This is a genomic window from Microbacterium radiodurans (assembly GCF_008710705.1).
Lineage (GTDB): Bacteria > Actinomycetota > Actinomycetes > Actinomycetales > Microbacteriaceae > Microbacterium > Microbacterium radiodurans.
Map to the genome: position 1 here is coordinate 728,610 of NZ_VYRZ01000002.1, position 14,482 is coordinate 743,091.

Annotated in this window: 14 protein-coding genes; 6 read left to right on the forward strand and 8 right to left on the reverse strand. The window is 68.6% G+C overall.

What is annotated here, in order from left to right:
* Window positions 1–4 precede the first annotated feature (4 nt).
* Window positions 5–1,000 (reverse strand): PHP domain-containing protein, encoded by a 996-nt coding sequence (locus F6B42_RS09340; protein ID WP_150419345.1) that lies wholly within the window; start codon window positions 998–1,000, stop codon window positions 5–7.
* 11 nt (window positions 1,001–1,011) lie between these two features.
* The gene (trpD, locus tag F6B42_RS09345; protein WP_150419346.1) at window positions 1,012–2,064 is read right to left on the reverse strand and encodes an anthranilate phosphoribosyltransferase; all 1,053 of its coding nucleotides are present in this window, start codon (window positions 2,062–2,064) and stop codon (window positions 1,012–1,014) included.
* 121 nt (window positions 2,065–2,185) lie between these two features.
* Between trpD and ctaE the strand changes: the two genes are divergently transcribed.
* The 5 genes from ctaE to F6B42_RS09370 all read left to right on the forward strand — a co-directional run bounded on the left by ctaE (window position 2,186) and on the right by F6B42_RS09370 (window position 7,093).
* Window positions 2,186–2,830, forward strand: a complete 645-nt coding sequence (gene ctaE / locus F6B42_RS09350) for an aa3-type cytochrome oxidase subunit III (protein ID WP_150419347.1) — start codon at window positions 2,186–2,188, stop codon at window positions 2,828–2,830.
* Between the two features lie 19 nt (window positions 2,831–2,849).
* Window positions 2,850–3,650 (forward strand): cytochrome bc1 complex diheme cytochrome c subunit, encoded by an 801-nt coding sequence (qcrC, locus tag F6B42_RS09355; protein ID WP_150419348.1) that lies wholly within the window; start codon window positions 2,850–2,852, stop codon window positions 3,648–3,650.
* 39 nt (window positions 3,651–3,689) lie between these two features.
* Complete coding sequence (gene qcrA / locus F6B42_RS09360; protein ID WP_150419349.1) at window positions 3,690–4,769, forward strand: cytochrome bc1 complex Rieske iron-sulfur subunit; 1,080 nt, start codon at window positions 3,690–3,692, stop codon at window positions 4,767–4,769.
* A gap of 44 nt (window positions 4,770–4,813) precedes the next feature.
* Window positions 4,814–6,607: a cytochrome bc1 complex cytochrome b subunit gene (qcrB, locus tag F6B42_RS09365; RefSeq protein WP_150419609.1), complete on the forward strand. Its 1,794-nt coding sequence runs from the start codon at window positions 4,814–4,816 to the stop codon at window positions 6,605–6,607.
* Between the two features lie 78 nt (window positions 6,608–6,685).
* Window positions 6,686–7,093 (forward strand): rhodanese-like domain-containing protein, encoded by a 408-nt coding sequence (locus tag F6B42_RS09370; RefSeq protein WP_150419350.1) that lies wholly within the window; start codon window positions 6,686–6,688, stop codon window positions 7,091–7,093.
* A 674-nt stretch (window positions 7,094–7,767) separates the two neighbouring features.
* Here the strand turns inward: F6B42_RS09370 and F6B42_RS09375 are convergent.
* From F6B42_RS09375 to F6B42_RS09395, 5 genes are all read right to left on the reverse strand, one after another.
* Window positions 7,768–8,205 (reverse strand): cytochrome c oxidase subunit 4, encoded by a 438-nt coding sequence (locus tag F6B42_RS09375; RefSeq protein ID WP_150419351.1) that lies wholly within the window; start codon window positions 8,203–8,205, stop codon window positions 7,768–7,770.
* Window positions 8,206–9,972 (reverse strand): aa3-type cytochrome oxidase subunit I, encoded by a 1,767-nt coding sequence (ctaD, locus tag F6B42_RS09380; protein WP_150419352.1) that lies wholly within the window; start codon window positions 9,970–9,972, stop codon window positions 8,206–8,208. It lies immediately after the preceding gene.
* Window positions 9,972–10,877 carry an aa3-type cytochrome oxidase subunit II gene (gene ctaC, locus F6B42_RS09385; protein WP_150419353.1) on the reverse strand — a complete coding sequence of 302 codons (906 nt, stop codon included), beginning with the start codon at window positions 10,875–10,877 and terminating at the stop codon, window positions 9,972–9,974. Before ctaC ends, ctaD begins: the two co-directional genes overlap by 1 nt.
* A 110-nt stretch (window positions 10,878–10,987) precedes the next feature.
* The gene (gene erpA / locus F6B42_RS09390) at window positions 10,988–11,350 is read right to left on the reverse strand and encodes an iron-sulfur cluster insertion protein ErpA (RefSeq protein WP_150419354.1); all 363 of its coding nucleotides are present in this window, start codon (window positions 11,348–11,350) and stop codon (window positions 10,988–10,990) included.
* Window positions 11,351–11,431: 81 nt separating this feature from the next.
* Complete coding sequence (locus F6B42_RS09395) at window positions 11,432–12,823, reverse strand: dipeptidase (protein ID WP_150419355.1); 1,392 nt, start codon at window positions 12,821–12,823, stop codon at window positions 11,432–11,434.
* 47 nt (window positions 12,824–12,870) lie between these two features.
* Between F6B42_RS09395 and F6B42_RS09400 the strand changes: the two genes are divergently transcribed.
* Complete coding sequence (locus tag F6B42_RS09400; protein ID WP_150419356.1) at window positions 12,871–13,440, forward strand: DUF3043 domain-containing protein; 570 nt, start codon at window positions 12,871–12,873, stop codon at window positions 13,438–13,440.
* Here the strand turns inward: F6B42_RS09400 and F6B42_RS09405 are convergent.
* Complete coding sequence (locus F6B42_RS09405; RefSeq protein ID WP_150419357.1) at window positions 13,415–14,458, reverse strand: quinone-dependent dihydroorotate dehydrogenase; 1,044 nt, start codon at window positions 14,456–14,458, stop codon at window positions 13,415–13,417. The two genes, F6B42_RS09400 and F6B42_RS09405, sit on opposite strands and share 26 nt — an antisense overlap.
* Window positions 14,459–14,482: the final 24 nt, after the last annotated feature.

Here is a 14,482-nt window from a genome sequence, read left to right on the forward strand (position 1 = left end):
TCCGTCAGCGGTCGCGCGCCGTCCACTCGCGCAGCTTGTCGAGCGGCCAGGTCGTGACGATCCGCTCGGCGGGCACGCCCAGGCGCTCCGCCCGCTCGGCCCCGTAGTCGAGGAGCGAGAGCTGGCCGGGTGCGTGAGCATCCGAATCGATGCTGAACAGGCACCCGGCCTCGAGCGCCAGGCCGATGAGGTCGTCGGGCGGGTCCTGCCGCTCGGGTCGCGAGTTGATCTCGACCGCGACACCGTGCGCGGCGCACGCGGCGAACACCGCGTCGGCGTCGAACTCCGACGGCGGCCGGGTGCCTCGACTACCCTCGACGAGGCGCCCCGTGACATGACCAAGAACGTCGGTGCGGGGGTGGGATGCCGCAGCGACCAGTCGGCGGGTCATCGCCGCCCGCGGAGTCCGCAGCTTCGAGTGCGCCGAGGCGACGACGATGTCGAGCCGGTCGAGCAGATCGTCCTCCTGATCGAGCGACCCGTCGTCGAGGATGTCCACCTCGATGCCGCTCAACAGGGTGAAGCCGTCGCCGCTCAGGCCCGAGACGACGTCGAGCTGTGCGCGCAGACGCTCGGGCGACAGGCCGTTCGCCACCCGCAGCCGTGGCGAGTGGTCGGTGAGAGCGAGGTACTCGTGGCCCAGCGCCCGAGCGGCGGCGGCCATCTCGTCGATCGGGGTGAGGCCGTCGGACCAGTTCGAGTGGCTGTGGAGGTCGCCGCGCAGGAGGCGGCGCAGCTCCGAGCCGCCCGCCGCGCCGCGGCGCTCGCGCAGGTCGGCCAGATACTCCGGAACGCCGCCCGCCCGCGCCTGCACGATGACCTGCAGCGTGCGATCCCCGATTCCGGAGCGACGTCGAAGCGATGCCGTGTCGTCGATCTCCGCCTCCGACAGCGATCCGATCACCTCGGCCGCGGCGCGGAACGCCTTCGACTTGTACCGGGACGAGCGCTCGCGCTCGAGCAGTTCGGCGATCTCTGTCAGCGCGTCGACGGGATTCATGGCGGCCGCCCTCAGCGAGCTGTGGCTTCGACCCATCGGCCGAGCGTGCCGCGCGCCGCGCCGGAGTCGACGGCTTCGGCGGCGAGGTCGCGCGCCTCGGCCAGGCGGTCGAGGATCGGCCGCTGGGCCTGCGCGGCATCCTGCCACAGCCGATAGGCGACGATCCCGGCTGCCGCGTTGAGGAGCACGATGTCACGCACCGCCCCCGGCTCGCCGTCGAGCGTGCGCCGGACGGTCGCGGCGTTGTCGGCGGGTTCGCCGCCGAGAAGCGCCTCGATGCCGACGATCGGGATGCCGAGATCGCGCGGATCCAGATCGTGCTCGTGGATGTCGCCGAGGCTGATCTCCCAGATCCGGCTGTGGCCGGTCGTCGTGAGCTCGTCGAGGCCGTCGTCGCCGCGGAACACCAGCGCCGTCGCGCCGCGCGTGCGGAACACCCCGGTGATGAGCGGAACACGGTCGAGGCTCGCGACCCCAACCGCGTTCGCCTCCGCGCGCGCCGGGTTGCAGAGCGGACCGAGGAAGTTGAACACCGTCGGGATGCCGAGCTCCGACCGCGTCGGACCGGCGTGGCGGAAGCCGGGGTGGAACGCGGCCGCGAACGCGAACGTGATGCCCGCCTCGCGGAGCACGCGGGCCACGCCGTCCGGATCGAGGGTGAGGTCGACACCGAGGGCGCCGAGGACGTCGGACGAACCCGACCGCGAACTCGCCGCCTTGTTGCCGTGCTTGACGACCGGGATGCCGGTGGCCGCCGCCACGATCGAGGCCATCGTCGACACGTTGACCGTCCCGTAGCGGTCGCCGCCCGTGCCCACGATGTCGAGCGCGTCGGCCGGGACGGGAAGCGGCAGCGCCGCCTCGAGGATCGCGTCGCGGAATCCGACGATCTCGTCGACGGTCTCGCCCTTCGCGCGCAGCCCGACGAGGAAGCCGGCGAGCTGCGACGGCGTCGCGCGGCCCTCCATCACCTCGCGCATGGCCCAGGTCGCCTCCGACACGCTGAGGTCGCGCCCCTCCAGAAGACCGGTGAGAAGATCACGCCACGCGTACTGCTGAGCCATGGCAAACGATCTTATCGGCCGGTTATCAGCGATCTCCCGGGCGGTTCCGATGGACCCCTCACCGGGCACCGAGACGAACTGACCTTCAGCGATGCAGAAACCCTCCTCCACATCGGCCATAATGGATGGCGTGACGACCACTCCAGCGACGTATTCCCAGGCCCTGCGCTCGGTCAAGCGGCCGGACCCGGTCGCTGTGGGCACCATCGTGTGGCTCGGCAGCGAGGTCATGTTCTTCGCCGGCCTCTTCGCGATCTACTTCACGCTCCGCAACACCTCCCCCGAGCTGTGGGCCGACCGCACCGAGCTGCTGAACATCCCGTTCGCGGCGGTGAACACGCTGATCCTCGTGCTGTCCTCGGTGACCGCGCAGATCGGTGTGCACAACGCCGAGCACTTCCGTCCCTACCGCTCCGGATCGTTCTGGAACCTGCGCAAGTGGGGCATGGTCGAGTGGTTCTTCCTCACCTTCGTCATGGGCGCGATCTTCGTGTCGGGCCAGGTGTGGGAGTACGCCACGCTCGTGGCCGAGGGCCTGCCCATCCAGGCCGACTCGTACGCGTCGGCGTTCTACATCACGACCGGTTTCCACGCCCTGCACGTCACCGGCGGCCTCGTCGCCTTCCTGCTGGTCATCGGTCGCGCCTTCGCCGTCAAGAACTTCGGACGCAAAGAGATGACGTCCGCGATCGTCGTGTCGTACTACTGGCACTTCGTCGACGTCGTCTGGCTCGTCCTGTTCGCCGTCATCTACTTCCTGAAGTAAACCCGGAGCTGATTCCCTCATGGCATCCAAGAACCCGCGCCGCAACGGAGGCCGCCGCAGCAAGTGGGCTGCCGCCGCGCTGATCGGCATCGGACTGCTCGTCACCGGCGGAGGCTACGCCGGCGCAACCGCCGCCATGGCGGCGTCCGACTCGTCCTCGACGACGTCGACGTTGACGGTGGAGGACGGCAAGAAGCTGTTCCAGGCCAACTGCGCCACCTGCCACGGCCTCAACCTCGAAGGCACCAACGACGGCCCCTCGCTGTACGGCGTCGGCGAGCTCTCGGTCGAGTTCCAGGTCGCCACCGGACGCATGCCGCTGCAGATGCAGGGACCGCAGGCTCCGCAGAAGCCGCCGCAGTTCACGCAGGAGCAGATCGAGGCCATCGCCGCCTGGGTTCAGACGCAGGCCCCCGGCCCGACCTACCCCTCCGACGAGATCCTCGACGGCGAGGGCGACGTCTCGCACGGCGCCGAGCTCTTCCGCATCAACTGCGCCATGTGCCACAACGTGGCCGGTGCCGGCGGTGCGCTCACCGAGGGCAAGTACGCCCCGCCCCTGACCACGACGTCGCCGCTGCACATGTACGCCGCGATGGTCACCGGCCCGCAGAACATGCCCGTCTTCAACGACATGACCCTCACCACCGAGGAGAAGCGCGACATCATCAGCTACCTGATGATGCGCCCGACCGAGAACTCGCCCGGCGGCTTCTCGCTGGGATCGCTCGGACCGGTCTCGGAGGGTCTGTTCATCTGGATCTTCGGCATCGGAGCGCTCATCGGGATCACGGTGTGGATCACCGCGAAGTCCAACTGAGCATCGCTGTGATGAACGACGCAACGCACAAGGAGCAAAATGGCTGACGACGAGAAGGCGCACAAGCAGGTGGCTGCTGCCCCGGCGCCCTCATCGGGGCTCGCCGTCTCGGTGTCGGACCCGGTGATCAACCCCGGGCTCGCGCCGCACCGCAAGCGGATGACCGACAAGGATCCCGCGGCGATGAAGCGTGCCGCGCGCACGGTCTACACGCTGTTCTACCTGTCGGCTGCCGCGAGCATCTGGGCGGTCGCCGCCTACCTGATCTTCCCGATCGAGAGTGGTCTGGTCGCCGACATCCGGCGCAACAACCTCTTCATCGGGCTCGGCATCGCCGCGGCTCTGCTCGCGATCGGCATCGCGGCCATCCACTGGTCGAAGGCCGTCATGGCCGACACCGAGTACATCGAGGAGCGCCACTCGACCCGCGGGAGTGAGAACACCCGCGCCGCGGCCGTCCAGGTCTTCGTCGACGCCAACGAGGAGTCCGGCTTCGGACGTCGCACCATGGTGCGCAACTCGCTGTTCGTGGCACTCGCGGCATCCGTTCTGCCCGGCATCACGCTTTTCCGAGGCCTCGCGCCGCACAGCTCGCCGGAGCACCCGAACGCCGGTGACCCCGTCTACCTGCTGAAGCACACCATGTGGGAGGAGGGCACGCGCCTGGCCCACGACCCGACGGGCAAGCCGATCCGCGCCGCCGACCTGACGCTCGGTTCCGCCGTGCACGTGATCCCCGAGCCCCTCGCGACCCTGTCGCACCACGACGGGTACCTCGAGGAGAAGGCGAAGGCGATCGTCCTCCTGATGCGTCTGCTCCCCGAGCAGCTCAACGAGTCCGAGGACCGCAAGGACTGGTCGTACGACGGCATCGTCGCGTACTCGAAGGTCTGCACCCACGTGGGATGTCCCGTCGCCCTCTACGAGCAGCAGACCCACCACCTGCTGTGCCCCTGCCACCAGTCGCAGTTCGACGTCACCAACGCGGCTGCGGTCATCTTCGGCCCGGCAGCACGCCCGCTGCCCCAGCTTCCGATCACCGTCGATGACGAGGGATACCTGGTCGCGCGCAGCGACTTCACCGAACCCGTCGGCCCGAGCTTCTGGGAGCGTCATTGAGCACCTCCACCCACCCCACGGAGAACGTCACCACCGCGCCCGCGGTGCACGCTGACGGCCCGACGCGTCCCGCGGACAAGCCGCTCGGCGGCAAGTTCGTCGGCGGCGTCGCGAACTACCTCGATGAGCGCACGAGCATCTCGGGCCTCGTCAAGGAGCTGGGTCGGAAGATCTTCCCCGACCACTGGTCGTTCATGCTCGGCGAGATCGCGCTCTGGTCGTTCGTCGTGGTGCTGCTGTCCGGCACCTTCCTGACGTTCTTCTTCGACGCGTCCATGGCCGAGACGCACTACTACGGCGCCTACGCGCCGATGCGCGGGCTCGAGATGTCCGCGGCCATGGCCTCGACGCTCGAGATCTCCTTCGACATCCGCGGCGGTCTGCTGGTCCGCCAGCTGCACCACTGGGCGGCGCTCGTGTTCATCGCCGGCATCGGCGTGCACATGCTGCGCGTCTACTTCACGGGTGCGTTCCGCAAGCCCCGCGAACTGAACTGGGTCATCGGCTTCATCCTGTTCATCCTCGCCATGGCCGAGGGCTTCACCGGCTACTCGCTCCCCGACGACGTGCTCTCCGGCAACGGTCTGCGCATCATCGACGGCATGATCAAGGGCATCCCGCTGATCGGTACGTGGACCTCGTACCTGCTGTTCGGCGGCGAGTTCCCCGGCACCGCGATCGTGGGACGCCTCTACGCACTGCACATCCTGCTGCTCCCGGCGATCCTGGTCGCGCTGCTCGCGCTGCACCTCATGCTGATGATCGTCAACAAGCACACGCAGTTCGCCGGCCCGGCGCGCAGCAACGGCAACGTCGTGGGCTACCCGATGATGCCCGTGTACATGTCGAAGATGGGCGGCTTCTTCTTCATCGTCTTCGGTGTGCTGGTGCTCATCGCGTCGCTCTTCACGATCAACCCGATCTGGAACTACGGACCGTACGACCCCTCCCCCGTCTCCGCCGGTACCCAGCCCGACTGGTACATCGGCTTCGCCGACGGCGCTCTGCGCCTCGTCCCGCCGCACTGGGAGTTCGTGCTGTTCGACCACACCTGGTCGTTCAACATCATCTCCGTGCTCGCCGTGGTCGGTGTGTTCATCGTCATCGTCATGCTCTACCCGTTCATCGAGGCGTGGATCACCGGCGACAAGCGCGAGCACCACATCGCCGAGCGCCCGCGCAACGCGGCGACCCGCACCGCCATCGGCGCGGCCGGCGTCACGTTCTACGCCGTGCTGTGGGCTGCGGCATCCTCCGACCTGATGGCCACGCACTTCCACCTCACGATGGAAGGCGTCATCCACGCCCTGCAGGCCCTCCTGTTCGTCGGACCGGTCGTCGCGTACTTCGTCACGAAGCGCATCTGCATCGCGCTTCAGAAGAAGGACCGCGAGATCGCGCTGCACGGGTACGAGTCCGGCCGGATCGTCCGCCTCCCCGGCGGCGAGTACATCGAGGTCCACCAGCCGGTGGACGAGTACGAGCTCGTCAAGCTCGTCGACTACACGACGAACGCTCCGCTGGTGGTCCGCCCCAACGACCAGGGCCGCATCCCCTGGCACGAGAACCTCCGCGCGGGCCTCTCGCGCTGGTTCTTCGAGGACCGTCTCACCCCGCTGACGCAGGCGGAGCTGCAGGCAGCGCGGGCGCACGCATCGCACGACCTCGAGCACATCGCCGCGGAAGAGGATGCCGAGATCCAGGGCGCGCACGAGCGTGCCGGTGTCCCGGACGCCCCGCACCAGCCGATCGACGAGGGCAAGGGCGTCGAGACGGCCAACCGTCCGTCGAACATCATCGTGCCCGACGAGGACGAGAAGGACTCGAAGAAGCACTGAGGACTCTGTCCGTCAGAAGGCGGGGTGTGACCGACCGGTCGCACCCCGCCTTCTGCGTTGACCCGTAGCGTCGGATCCATGACCGATGCACTCGCTTACTTCTCCGCCAAGCTCACCCACGAAACCGATGCCTCCGACGTCTACGGCGCCCAGCGCGACGGTTCGGCCGACTTCGTGCTCGTCGACGTCCGCGACGACGCGGCGTGGGCGCAGGGCCATGCCGTCGGCGCGGTGCACCTCCCCCGTCGGGATGTCGCTTCACGCGCCCGGACGGAGCTCGGCGACGTGGACGTCGTCGTCTACTGCTGGAGCCCCGGCTGCAACGGCGGCGCGAAAGCCGCTGTCGAGTTCGCCCAGCTCGGCTACCGCGTGCGGGAGATGATCGGCGGCTTCGAGTATTGGGCTCGAGAGGGGTACCCGATCGAGAACGCCAGAGGCCCGCTCCCCCGCCACCACGACCCCCTGGTGGCCCTCGTCCGCACCTGACGGCTCGTCGCCTTGCCGCCGCCGGCCGCCCAGGAGGGCGCCAGCGCCCGCCATGACCCGCGCAGCGGTCGTCCTGTGCGTCTGGGACCTCCTGCAGCGGTCCGGCCGAACGGCGGCCCAGGACCGCGATGCAAGGGTTTCTGGGCGACACGCGCACGCCGAACCCGCGACTCGCGACTCCCGCTCCGCATCCCTTGCATCGCGGCTCGGGCGCGACCGGTGCGTGCCCGGCATTCGCGGAGCGGGACCGAGGCTGCCGCCCACGAGCCGACGATGACCTGCCGAGCGCCCAGCGAACCCTCCACCGAACGCCGGGTCGGGCCGGGCCGGACCGGGCCGGGCCGGACCCGGGCCGGGCCGGGCCGGGATGCAAGGCCTCCCGCGGGACACGCCGGGTCTTGGGCCGGTCGCACGGCGCGTCTTCACCTTCGCCTTGCATCGGCGGATGGATGCGGGTGCGGGGGCGAGCACGGAGGTGAGACAGCCGGCCACGTCCGCGCCGCACGGCGACCCGCATGCAAGGGATGCGGGGAGACACCCCGAGGAACCGGCGCAACCGCTGCGTGTCGCCACGGATCCCTTGCATCGCGGTACGGCCCCGAAACGCAGCGCCGGCCGGGAAGACGACGACGGCCACCGCACCGGAGTGCGATGGCCGTCGGGAGAGGCTCGGCTCAGCGGGCGAAGTAGCCGCGGTAGTACTCGTAGACCCAGCCGACGATCGCGACCACGAAGATCGCGAAGCCGATCGGGAGCAGGAACTGACCGACCGCCAGGCCGATGATGAAGATCGCAGCGGCGAACGCCAGCACGAGAGGCCACCACGACCACGGGCTGAACTCACCGAGCTCCGGGTCACCGTCGTCGATGTCGGCGGTGAGACGGTCCTCGGGAAGCTCTCCGCCCTGCGCCTTGTGCACGCGGGCGACATAGAACGCGATCATCGCGCCCATGAAGCCCGTGAAGAGCAGCGCCGTTGAGCCGACCCACTCGATGCGGTGGTACCACATGTCCTGGTCGGTGTGGGCCAGGAGGTTCCACACCGTGTACATGACGAACACCAGGAAGAAGAACCCGGTGAGAACCCACCAGAGGTTGATGTTGGTCTTCACTTACTTCACCTCTCCATCGGCCACATCCATGACGGGCGCATCGGGTGCGTCCTTCGCCGGGCCGACGCCCACGGGGATGGCGGCTTCGGGGTGGTTGAGGTCGAACGCGGGACGCTCGCTGCGGATCCGCGGGATGGACGTGAAGTTGTGACGCGGCGGCGGGCAGCTCGTCGCCCACTCGAGCGAAGCGCCATAGCCCCACGGGTCGTTGACCGTGACCTTGGGCGCCGTGCGCGAGGTGATCCAGACGTTCAGGAAGAACGGGATCATCGAGGCGCCGAGGAGGATGGCGCCGATGGTCGACACCTGGTTCTGCCAGGTCCACCCGTCCGCGGCCGAGTAATCGGCGTAACGACGCACCATGCCGTCGACGCCCAGCCAGTGCTGGATGAGGAACGTCATGTGGAAGCCGATGAACAGCATCCAGAAGTGCACCATGCCCAGCCGCTCGTTGAGCATGCGGCCCGTCCACTTGGGCCACCAGAAGTAGAAGCCCGCGAACATCGCGAACACGACGGTTCCGAAGACGACGTAGTGGAAGTGCGCGACAACGAAGTACGAGTCCGACAGGTGGAAGTCGAGCGGCGGCGACGCGAGGATGACGCCGGTGAGACCACCGAAGACGAACGACACCAGGAAGCCGAGCGTGAAGACCATGGGCGTCTCGAAGGTGACGGAGCCCCGCCACATCGTTCCGATCCAGTTGAAGATCTTCACGCCGGTCGGCACCGCGATGAGCATCGTCATCAGGGCGAAGAACGGCAGGAGCACACCGCCGGTGACGTACATGTGGTGCGCCCACACCGCCACCGAGAGCGCGGCGATCGCAATCGTCGCGTAGACGAGCGTCTTGTAGCCGAAGATCGGCTTGCGGCTGAACACCGGCAGGATCTCCGAGATGATGCCGAAGAACGGCAGCGCGATGATGTACACCTCGGGGTGACCGAAGAACCAGAACAGGTGCTGCCAGAGCAGCACACCGCCGTTGGCCGGGTCGTAGATGTGCGATCCGAGGACGCGATCGGATGCTGCGGCGAAGATCGCGGCGGCGAGCACGGGGAACGCCATGAGGATCAGGATGCTCGTGACGAGGGTGTTCCACGAGAAGATCGACATGCGCCACATGGTCAGGCCGGGAGCGCGCATCGTGATGATCGTCGTGATGAAGTTCACCGCGCCGAGGATCGTCCCGAAACCGGACAGGCCGAGTCCCAGCATCCAGAGGTTTCCACCGGCACCCGGCGAGAACGTCGCGTTCGCAAGCGGCTGATACGCGAACCAGCCGAAGGATGCCGCGCCCTGCGGGGTGAGGAAGCCCGAGATCGCGATGATCGAGCCGAACAGGAACAGCCAGAAGGCGAAGGCGTTCAGACGCGGGAACGCGACGTCCGGCGCTCCGAGCTGCAGCGGCAGGATCGCGTTGGCGAAGCCCGCGAACAGCGGCGTCGCGAACATGAGCAGCATGATCGTGCCGTGCATCGTGAAGAGCTGGTTGTACTGCTCCTTCGTCGGCACGATCTGCATGCCGGGCTCGAAGAGCTCCGCACGGATGATCAGCGCCATCACACCGCCGAGGAGGAAGAACAGCACCGACGCGATCAGGTACATGTACCCGATCGTCTTGTGGTCGGTCGAAGTGATCCACTTGACGATGATGTTGCCCTTCTGCTCGACGCGCGAGGCGCTGAGCAGGGCAGCCTGCCGTGGCGGCAGGGTCGTCGGGCGGCCCGCGGGCTGGTCGCTCTGGAGCGGAAGAGTCGTCGCCATCAGTGGTTTCCCTCGGCATCGGTGGAGACCGCACCCGTGCCCGGGAAGTTCTGCAAGCGGTCGTAGGCGTCGTTGATGTCACCGGTCTGGTCGGCGGCCCGGAGCGATGCGAGGTAGTCCTCGTACTCGTCCTCCGAGACGACCTCGACGTTGAACAGCATCATCGAGTGGTACTCGCCGCAGAGCTCGGCGCACTTGCCGGCGTAGGTACCCTCGCGGGTCGGGATGAACGACCACGAGTTGGTGTCGCGTCCCGGGTACATGTCCTTCTTGTAGAGGAAGTCGATGACCCAGAAGGAGTGGATGACGTCGCGCGACTGGAGGCTGATGCGCACGGTCTTGTCGACCGGGAGCACGAGCGTCGGGAGCGCCGACTGATCGACGTCGCCGTTCGCCTCGGGCTGCGCCTGGACACCCATCGTCCAGACGGCGTCGGAGTTGTCCGACTCCTCGCCGTTGTACTGGAAGTCCCACGCCCACTGCTTGCCGATCGCCGTGATCGAGACGTCCGGGTCGTCGTACTGCGTCTCGAGGATCGTCTGGTCGCGCGCCGTGAAGGCGAAGAACCCGATCACGAGGATCAGCGGGACGATCGTGTAGAAGATCTCGATCGGCATGTTGTACCGGAGCTGGACCGGCAGGCCGCTCTGCCCGCGGCGGCGGCGGTAGGCGATGGCGGCGAACGCCATCAGACCCCACGTCAGCACGCCCACCGCGAGGAGGACGATCCACGAGTTGACCCAGAGACCCGACACCATCTCGGTGTGGTTGGTCGCCTGGGTGCCGTCGCCGGTGAAGCCCGGGAGGTAGCCGTTCAACTCCGTCGGTGTACATGCTGCGAGGGAGACTGCCGTGACGATCCCGAGCGGGATCACGGCCCAGCGGAGGCGGCGTTTGAAGCGCACGGTGCACCTTTCCGGGACGAATGGTTCGACCTTCAGTCTAGGGCAAGCTTTCACCCTATTCAGGCCAACCGTTCAGGATGTCGAGGCCGGCGGGCGCCGACGCGCGGTCGTCAGTGGAAGCTGTCTCCGCACGCGCACGAGCCGGCGGCGTTGGGGTTGTCGATCGTGAAGCCCTGCTCCGAGATCGTGTCCTTGAAGTCGATCGTGGCTCCGTCGAGGTAGGGCACCGACATGTCGTCGACGATGACCTCCACGCCGTCGAAGTCGACCGTCTGGTCGCCGTCGAGGTAGCGCTCGTCGAAGTACAGCTGGTAGATCAGGCCGCTGCATCCGCCCGGCTGAACGGCGACACGCAGCCGCAGATCGTCGCGGTTCTCCTGCGACAGCAGGCTCTTCACCTTCAGCGCGGCGTTTTCGGTGAGCGAGACACCGTGTGCGTTGGCGGTCTCGGGCGTGGTGGCGATGTCGGTCATGGCTCTCCCCCGGGTTCGAGCCGCCGGACGGCGGCGGGTATCCCGATTCTACGCCGGGCACCCGTCCGCCGGGGCGGTGGTTCAGACCGTGGAATCGAGGCCCTCGAGCAGCAGCGCCTCCGACACGAGCGCATTGCGGAACGTCTCGAGGTGGAGCGACTCGTTCGGGCTGTGGGCGCGTGCGTGCGGGTCCTCCACACCCGTGACGAGGATCTGCGCCGCGGGGAACTCGCGCACGAGATCCGCGATGAAGGGGATGGAACCGCCGACGCCGATGTCCACCGGCTCGACGCCGTACCCCGTCGCGAGTGCCGCTCGAGCGCTCGTGACCGCGGGGCCGCTCGTGTCGACGAGGAACGGATCGCCGGTCTCGATGTCGCTGAAGGTCAGCTCGGCGCCGAACGGAGCCGCCGCGCGCAGGTGCGCCTCGATCGCCGCGTACGCCTCGGCGGCGGGCTGACCGGGCGCGACGCGGGCGGAGATCACGACGGACACCTCGGGGCTGAGGGTGTTCGAGGCGTTGCGCACGGTGGGCGCGTCGATACCCGTCACGGTGATCGACGGCTTGTTCCAGATGCGGCTCAGGATGCTGCCTCGCCCGATGGGCGAGACGCCGCTCGGCAGACCCGCTTCCGACCGCAGGGTCTCCTCGGTGTACTCGGGCGTGTCGGCATCGCGCTCGGTCATCCCCGCGACCGCGACGGCGCCGTCGTCGTCCCACAACGTGCCGAGCAGCTTGATCGCGGCGAGCATGGCGTCCGGCACCGCGCCGCCGAACATCCCGGAGTGCGACGCATGCTCGAGTGTCCGCACCGTGAGGGTGAAGCGAGCGTTGCCGCGCAGCGACACCGTCAGCGCCGGGGTGGTCGCATCCCAGTTGCCGGAGTCGGCGACGACGATGACGTCCGCGCGCAGGGCGTCGGCGTTGTCGGAGAGGAAGGCGGCGAACGAGCCCGAGCCGGCCTCCTCCTCCCCCTCGATGAAGAGGTTGACGCCGAGGTCGAAGTCGGTGCCGACGGCGTCGACGAGCGCGCGCAGCGCGCCGATGTGCGCCATGACGCCCGCCTTGTCGTCAGCTGCGCCGCGGCCGTAGAGCCGGCCGCCGCGCACCGTCGGCTCGAACGGAGCGGACTCCCACAGGCTCTCGTCGCCCACCGGCTGCACATCGTGATGGGCGTACAGGAGGATCGTCGGCTTGCCTCCTCGAGCCGCTCGTGTCGCCAGCACGGCGGGCATGCCCTGCTCTCCCGTGCCGGCGATCGCGGCCGTCTTGACCTCCACGCGGTCGAAGATCCCGAGGTCCTCGGCGAGCGTCGCCACCGCGGCAGCGCTGCGCTCCACGTCGGCCCGGTCGAATCCCGGGAACGCGATCGAGGGAATGCGCACGAGCGCGCCCAGATCGGCGAGAGCGGCGGGGACGGCGGAGAGGGCGGCTTCGCGCACAGCGGAGGACCGAGGAGATTCGGAGGTCATGCGGGTAATCTTAGAAGGCACGTTCGTCGCGAAACCCGAGGATCCCCGTGGCCAAGACCCCCGCCGTACCCACTCCCAACGACGCCGCCGAGGCGCTTCCGGGATCGGGCAAGAACCGCCCCACCCCGAGCCGGGCCGCCCAGGAGGCAGCGCGCAAGCGACCCCTGGTGCCCGACACCAAGGAGGCGAAGGCTCGCGCCCGCGCCGAGCTCGCGGAGCGTCGGGACAAGGCGCGGATCGGCATGGCGAACGGCGACGAGCGGTACCTGCCGGTGCGCGACAAGGGCCCGCAGCGCAAGTTCGTGCGTGACTACGTGGACGCGGGATGGCACCTCGGCGAGCTCGTCATGGGCGCCATGGTGCTCGTGATCATCGTCACGTTCCTCGGCTCGACGGCCTTCACCTTCTACGCCTTCATCGGCCTGTGGGCGTTCATCCTGCTCGTCATCGCCGACATGATCATCACCAGCGCACGCGTGAAGAAGGCAGCGCGCGCGAAGTTCGGCGCCGAACGCCTCGAGAAGGGCCTCGGCTGGTACGGCGCGATGCGCTCGATCCAGATGCGCTTCATGCGCCTGCCGAAGGCTCAGGTCAAGCGCGGCGAGCGTCCCGCCTGAGAGCGACCAGCCCGCGGTTGATCTCGCGGGCCCACAGCGGACCGCGGTATACGAACGCCGTGTATCCCTGCACGAGATCGGCGCCCGCATCGAGACGTTCCTGAACGTCGGCAGCCGTCTCGACCCCGCCGGCTGCGACGACGCAGAAGGATGCCGGCACCGCCGCTCGCACGAGGCGGAGCACGGCGAGCGACCGCTCGCGCAGCGGCGCACCCGACAGACCGCCGGCCCCGGCGGCATCCACCCGTGCCGCATCGGCGCGGAGCCCCGAACGCGAGATCGTGGTGTTCGTCGCGATGAGCCCCGCGAGACCCGCGTCGACCGCCATCGCGGCGATCGCCGTCACCTCGTCGTCGTCGAGGTCGGGCGCGATCTTCACGAGCAGCGGCGTCGAGCCCGCGGCCTCGCGCACGGCCTCCAGCAGCGGACGCAGGGTCTCGACCGCCTGCAGGCCGCGTAGACCCGGGGTGTTGGGCGATGACACGTTGACGACGAGGTAGTCCGCGACCGGCGCCACGAGGCGGGTGCTCGTGACGTAGTCGGCGGTCGCGTCGGCGACGTCCACGACGCGGCTCTTGCCGATGTTGGCGCCGAGGACGGGACGGTGACGCCGACGACGCAGCCGCGCGAGCCGGCTCGCGGCCGCTGCGGCGCCGCGATTGTTGAACCCCATGCGGTTGATCAGCGCGCGGTCGGCGACGAGGCGGAACAAGCGCGGGCGGGGGTTCCCCTCCTGCGCGATCGCGGTGACCGTCCCGATCTCGACATGACCGAATCCGAGCGCCCCGAGGCCGCGCGCGGCGACGGCGTTCTTGTCGAAGCCCGCGGCGACACCGAAGGGAGAGGCGAAGGTCAGGCCGAGCGCTTCGGTGCGCAGCTCGGCGGCCGGGCGTGTGATCGTGCGTGCGATCGACGCGAAGGGCGGGAGCCCCAGCATCTGGATCACCGGCATCGCGGCGTGATGCGCCGTCTCGGGGTCGAGGCGGGACAGGACCGTGCGGAAGATCAGCGCGTACATCGGGCTCCAGCCTAGAGCGCCGCG

Bases quoted from the DNA above. Each gene is read 5' to 3' on its own strand.
- F6B42_RS09340 (WP_150419345.1), bottom strand. From the start codon at position 1,000: ATGAATCCCGTCGACGCGCTGACAGAGATCGCCGAACTGCTCGAGCGC.
- trpD (WP_150419346.1), bottom strand. From the start codon at position 2,064: ATGGCTCAGCAGTACGCGTGGCGTGATCTTCTCACCGGTCTTCTGGAG.
- ctaE (WP_150419347.1), top strand. From the start codon at position 2,186: ATGGATGGCGTGACGACCACTCCAGCGACGTATTCCCAGGCCCTGCGC.
- qcrC (WP_150419348.1), top strand. From the start codon at position 2,850: ATGGCATCCAAGAACCCGCGCCGCAACGGAGGCCGCCGCAGCAAGTGG.
- qcrA (WP_150419349.1), top strand. From the start codon at position 3,690: ATGGCTGACGACGAGAAGGCGCACAAGCAGGTGGCTGCTGCCCCGGCG.
- F6B42_RS09370 (WP_150419350.1), top strand. From the start codon at position 6,686: ATGACCGATGCACTCGCTTACTTCTCCGCCAAGCTCACCCACGAAACC.
- ctaD (WP_150419352.1), bottom strand. From the start codon at position 9,972: ATGGCGACGACTCTTCCGCTCCAGAGCGACCAGCCCGCGGGCCGCCCG.
- erpA (WP_150419354.1), bottom strand. From the start codon at position 11,350: ATGACCGACATCGCCACCACGCCCGAGACCGCCAACGCACACGGTGTC.
- F6B42_RS09395 (WP_150419355.1), bottom strand. From the start codon at position 12,823: ATGACCTCCGAATCTCCTCGGTCCTCCGCTGTGCGCGAAGCCGCCCTC.
- F6B42_RS09405 (WP_150419357.1), bottom strand. From the start codon at position 14,458: ATGTACGCGCTGATCTTCCGCACGGTCCTGTCCCGCCTCGACCCCGAG.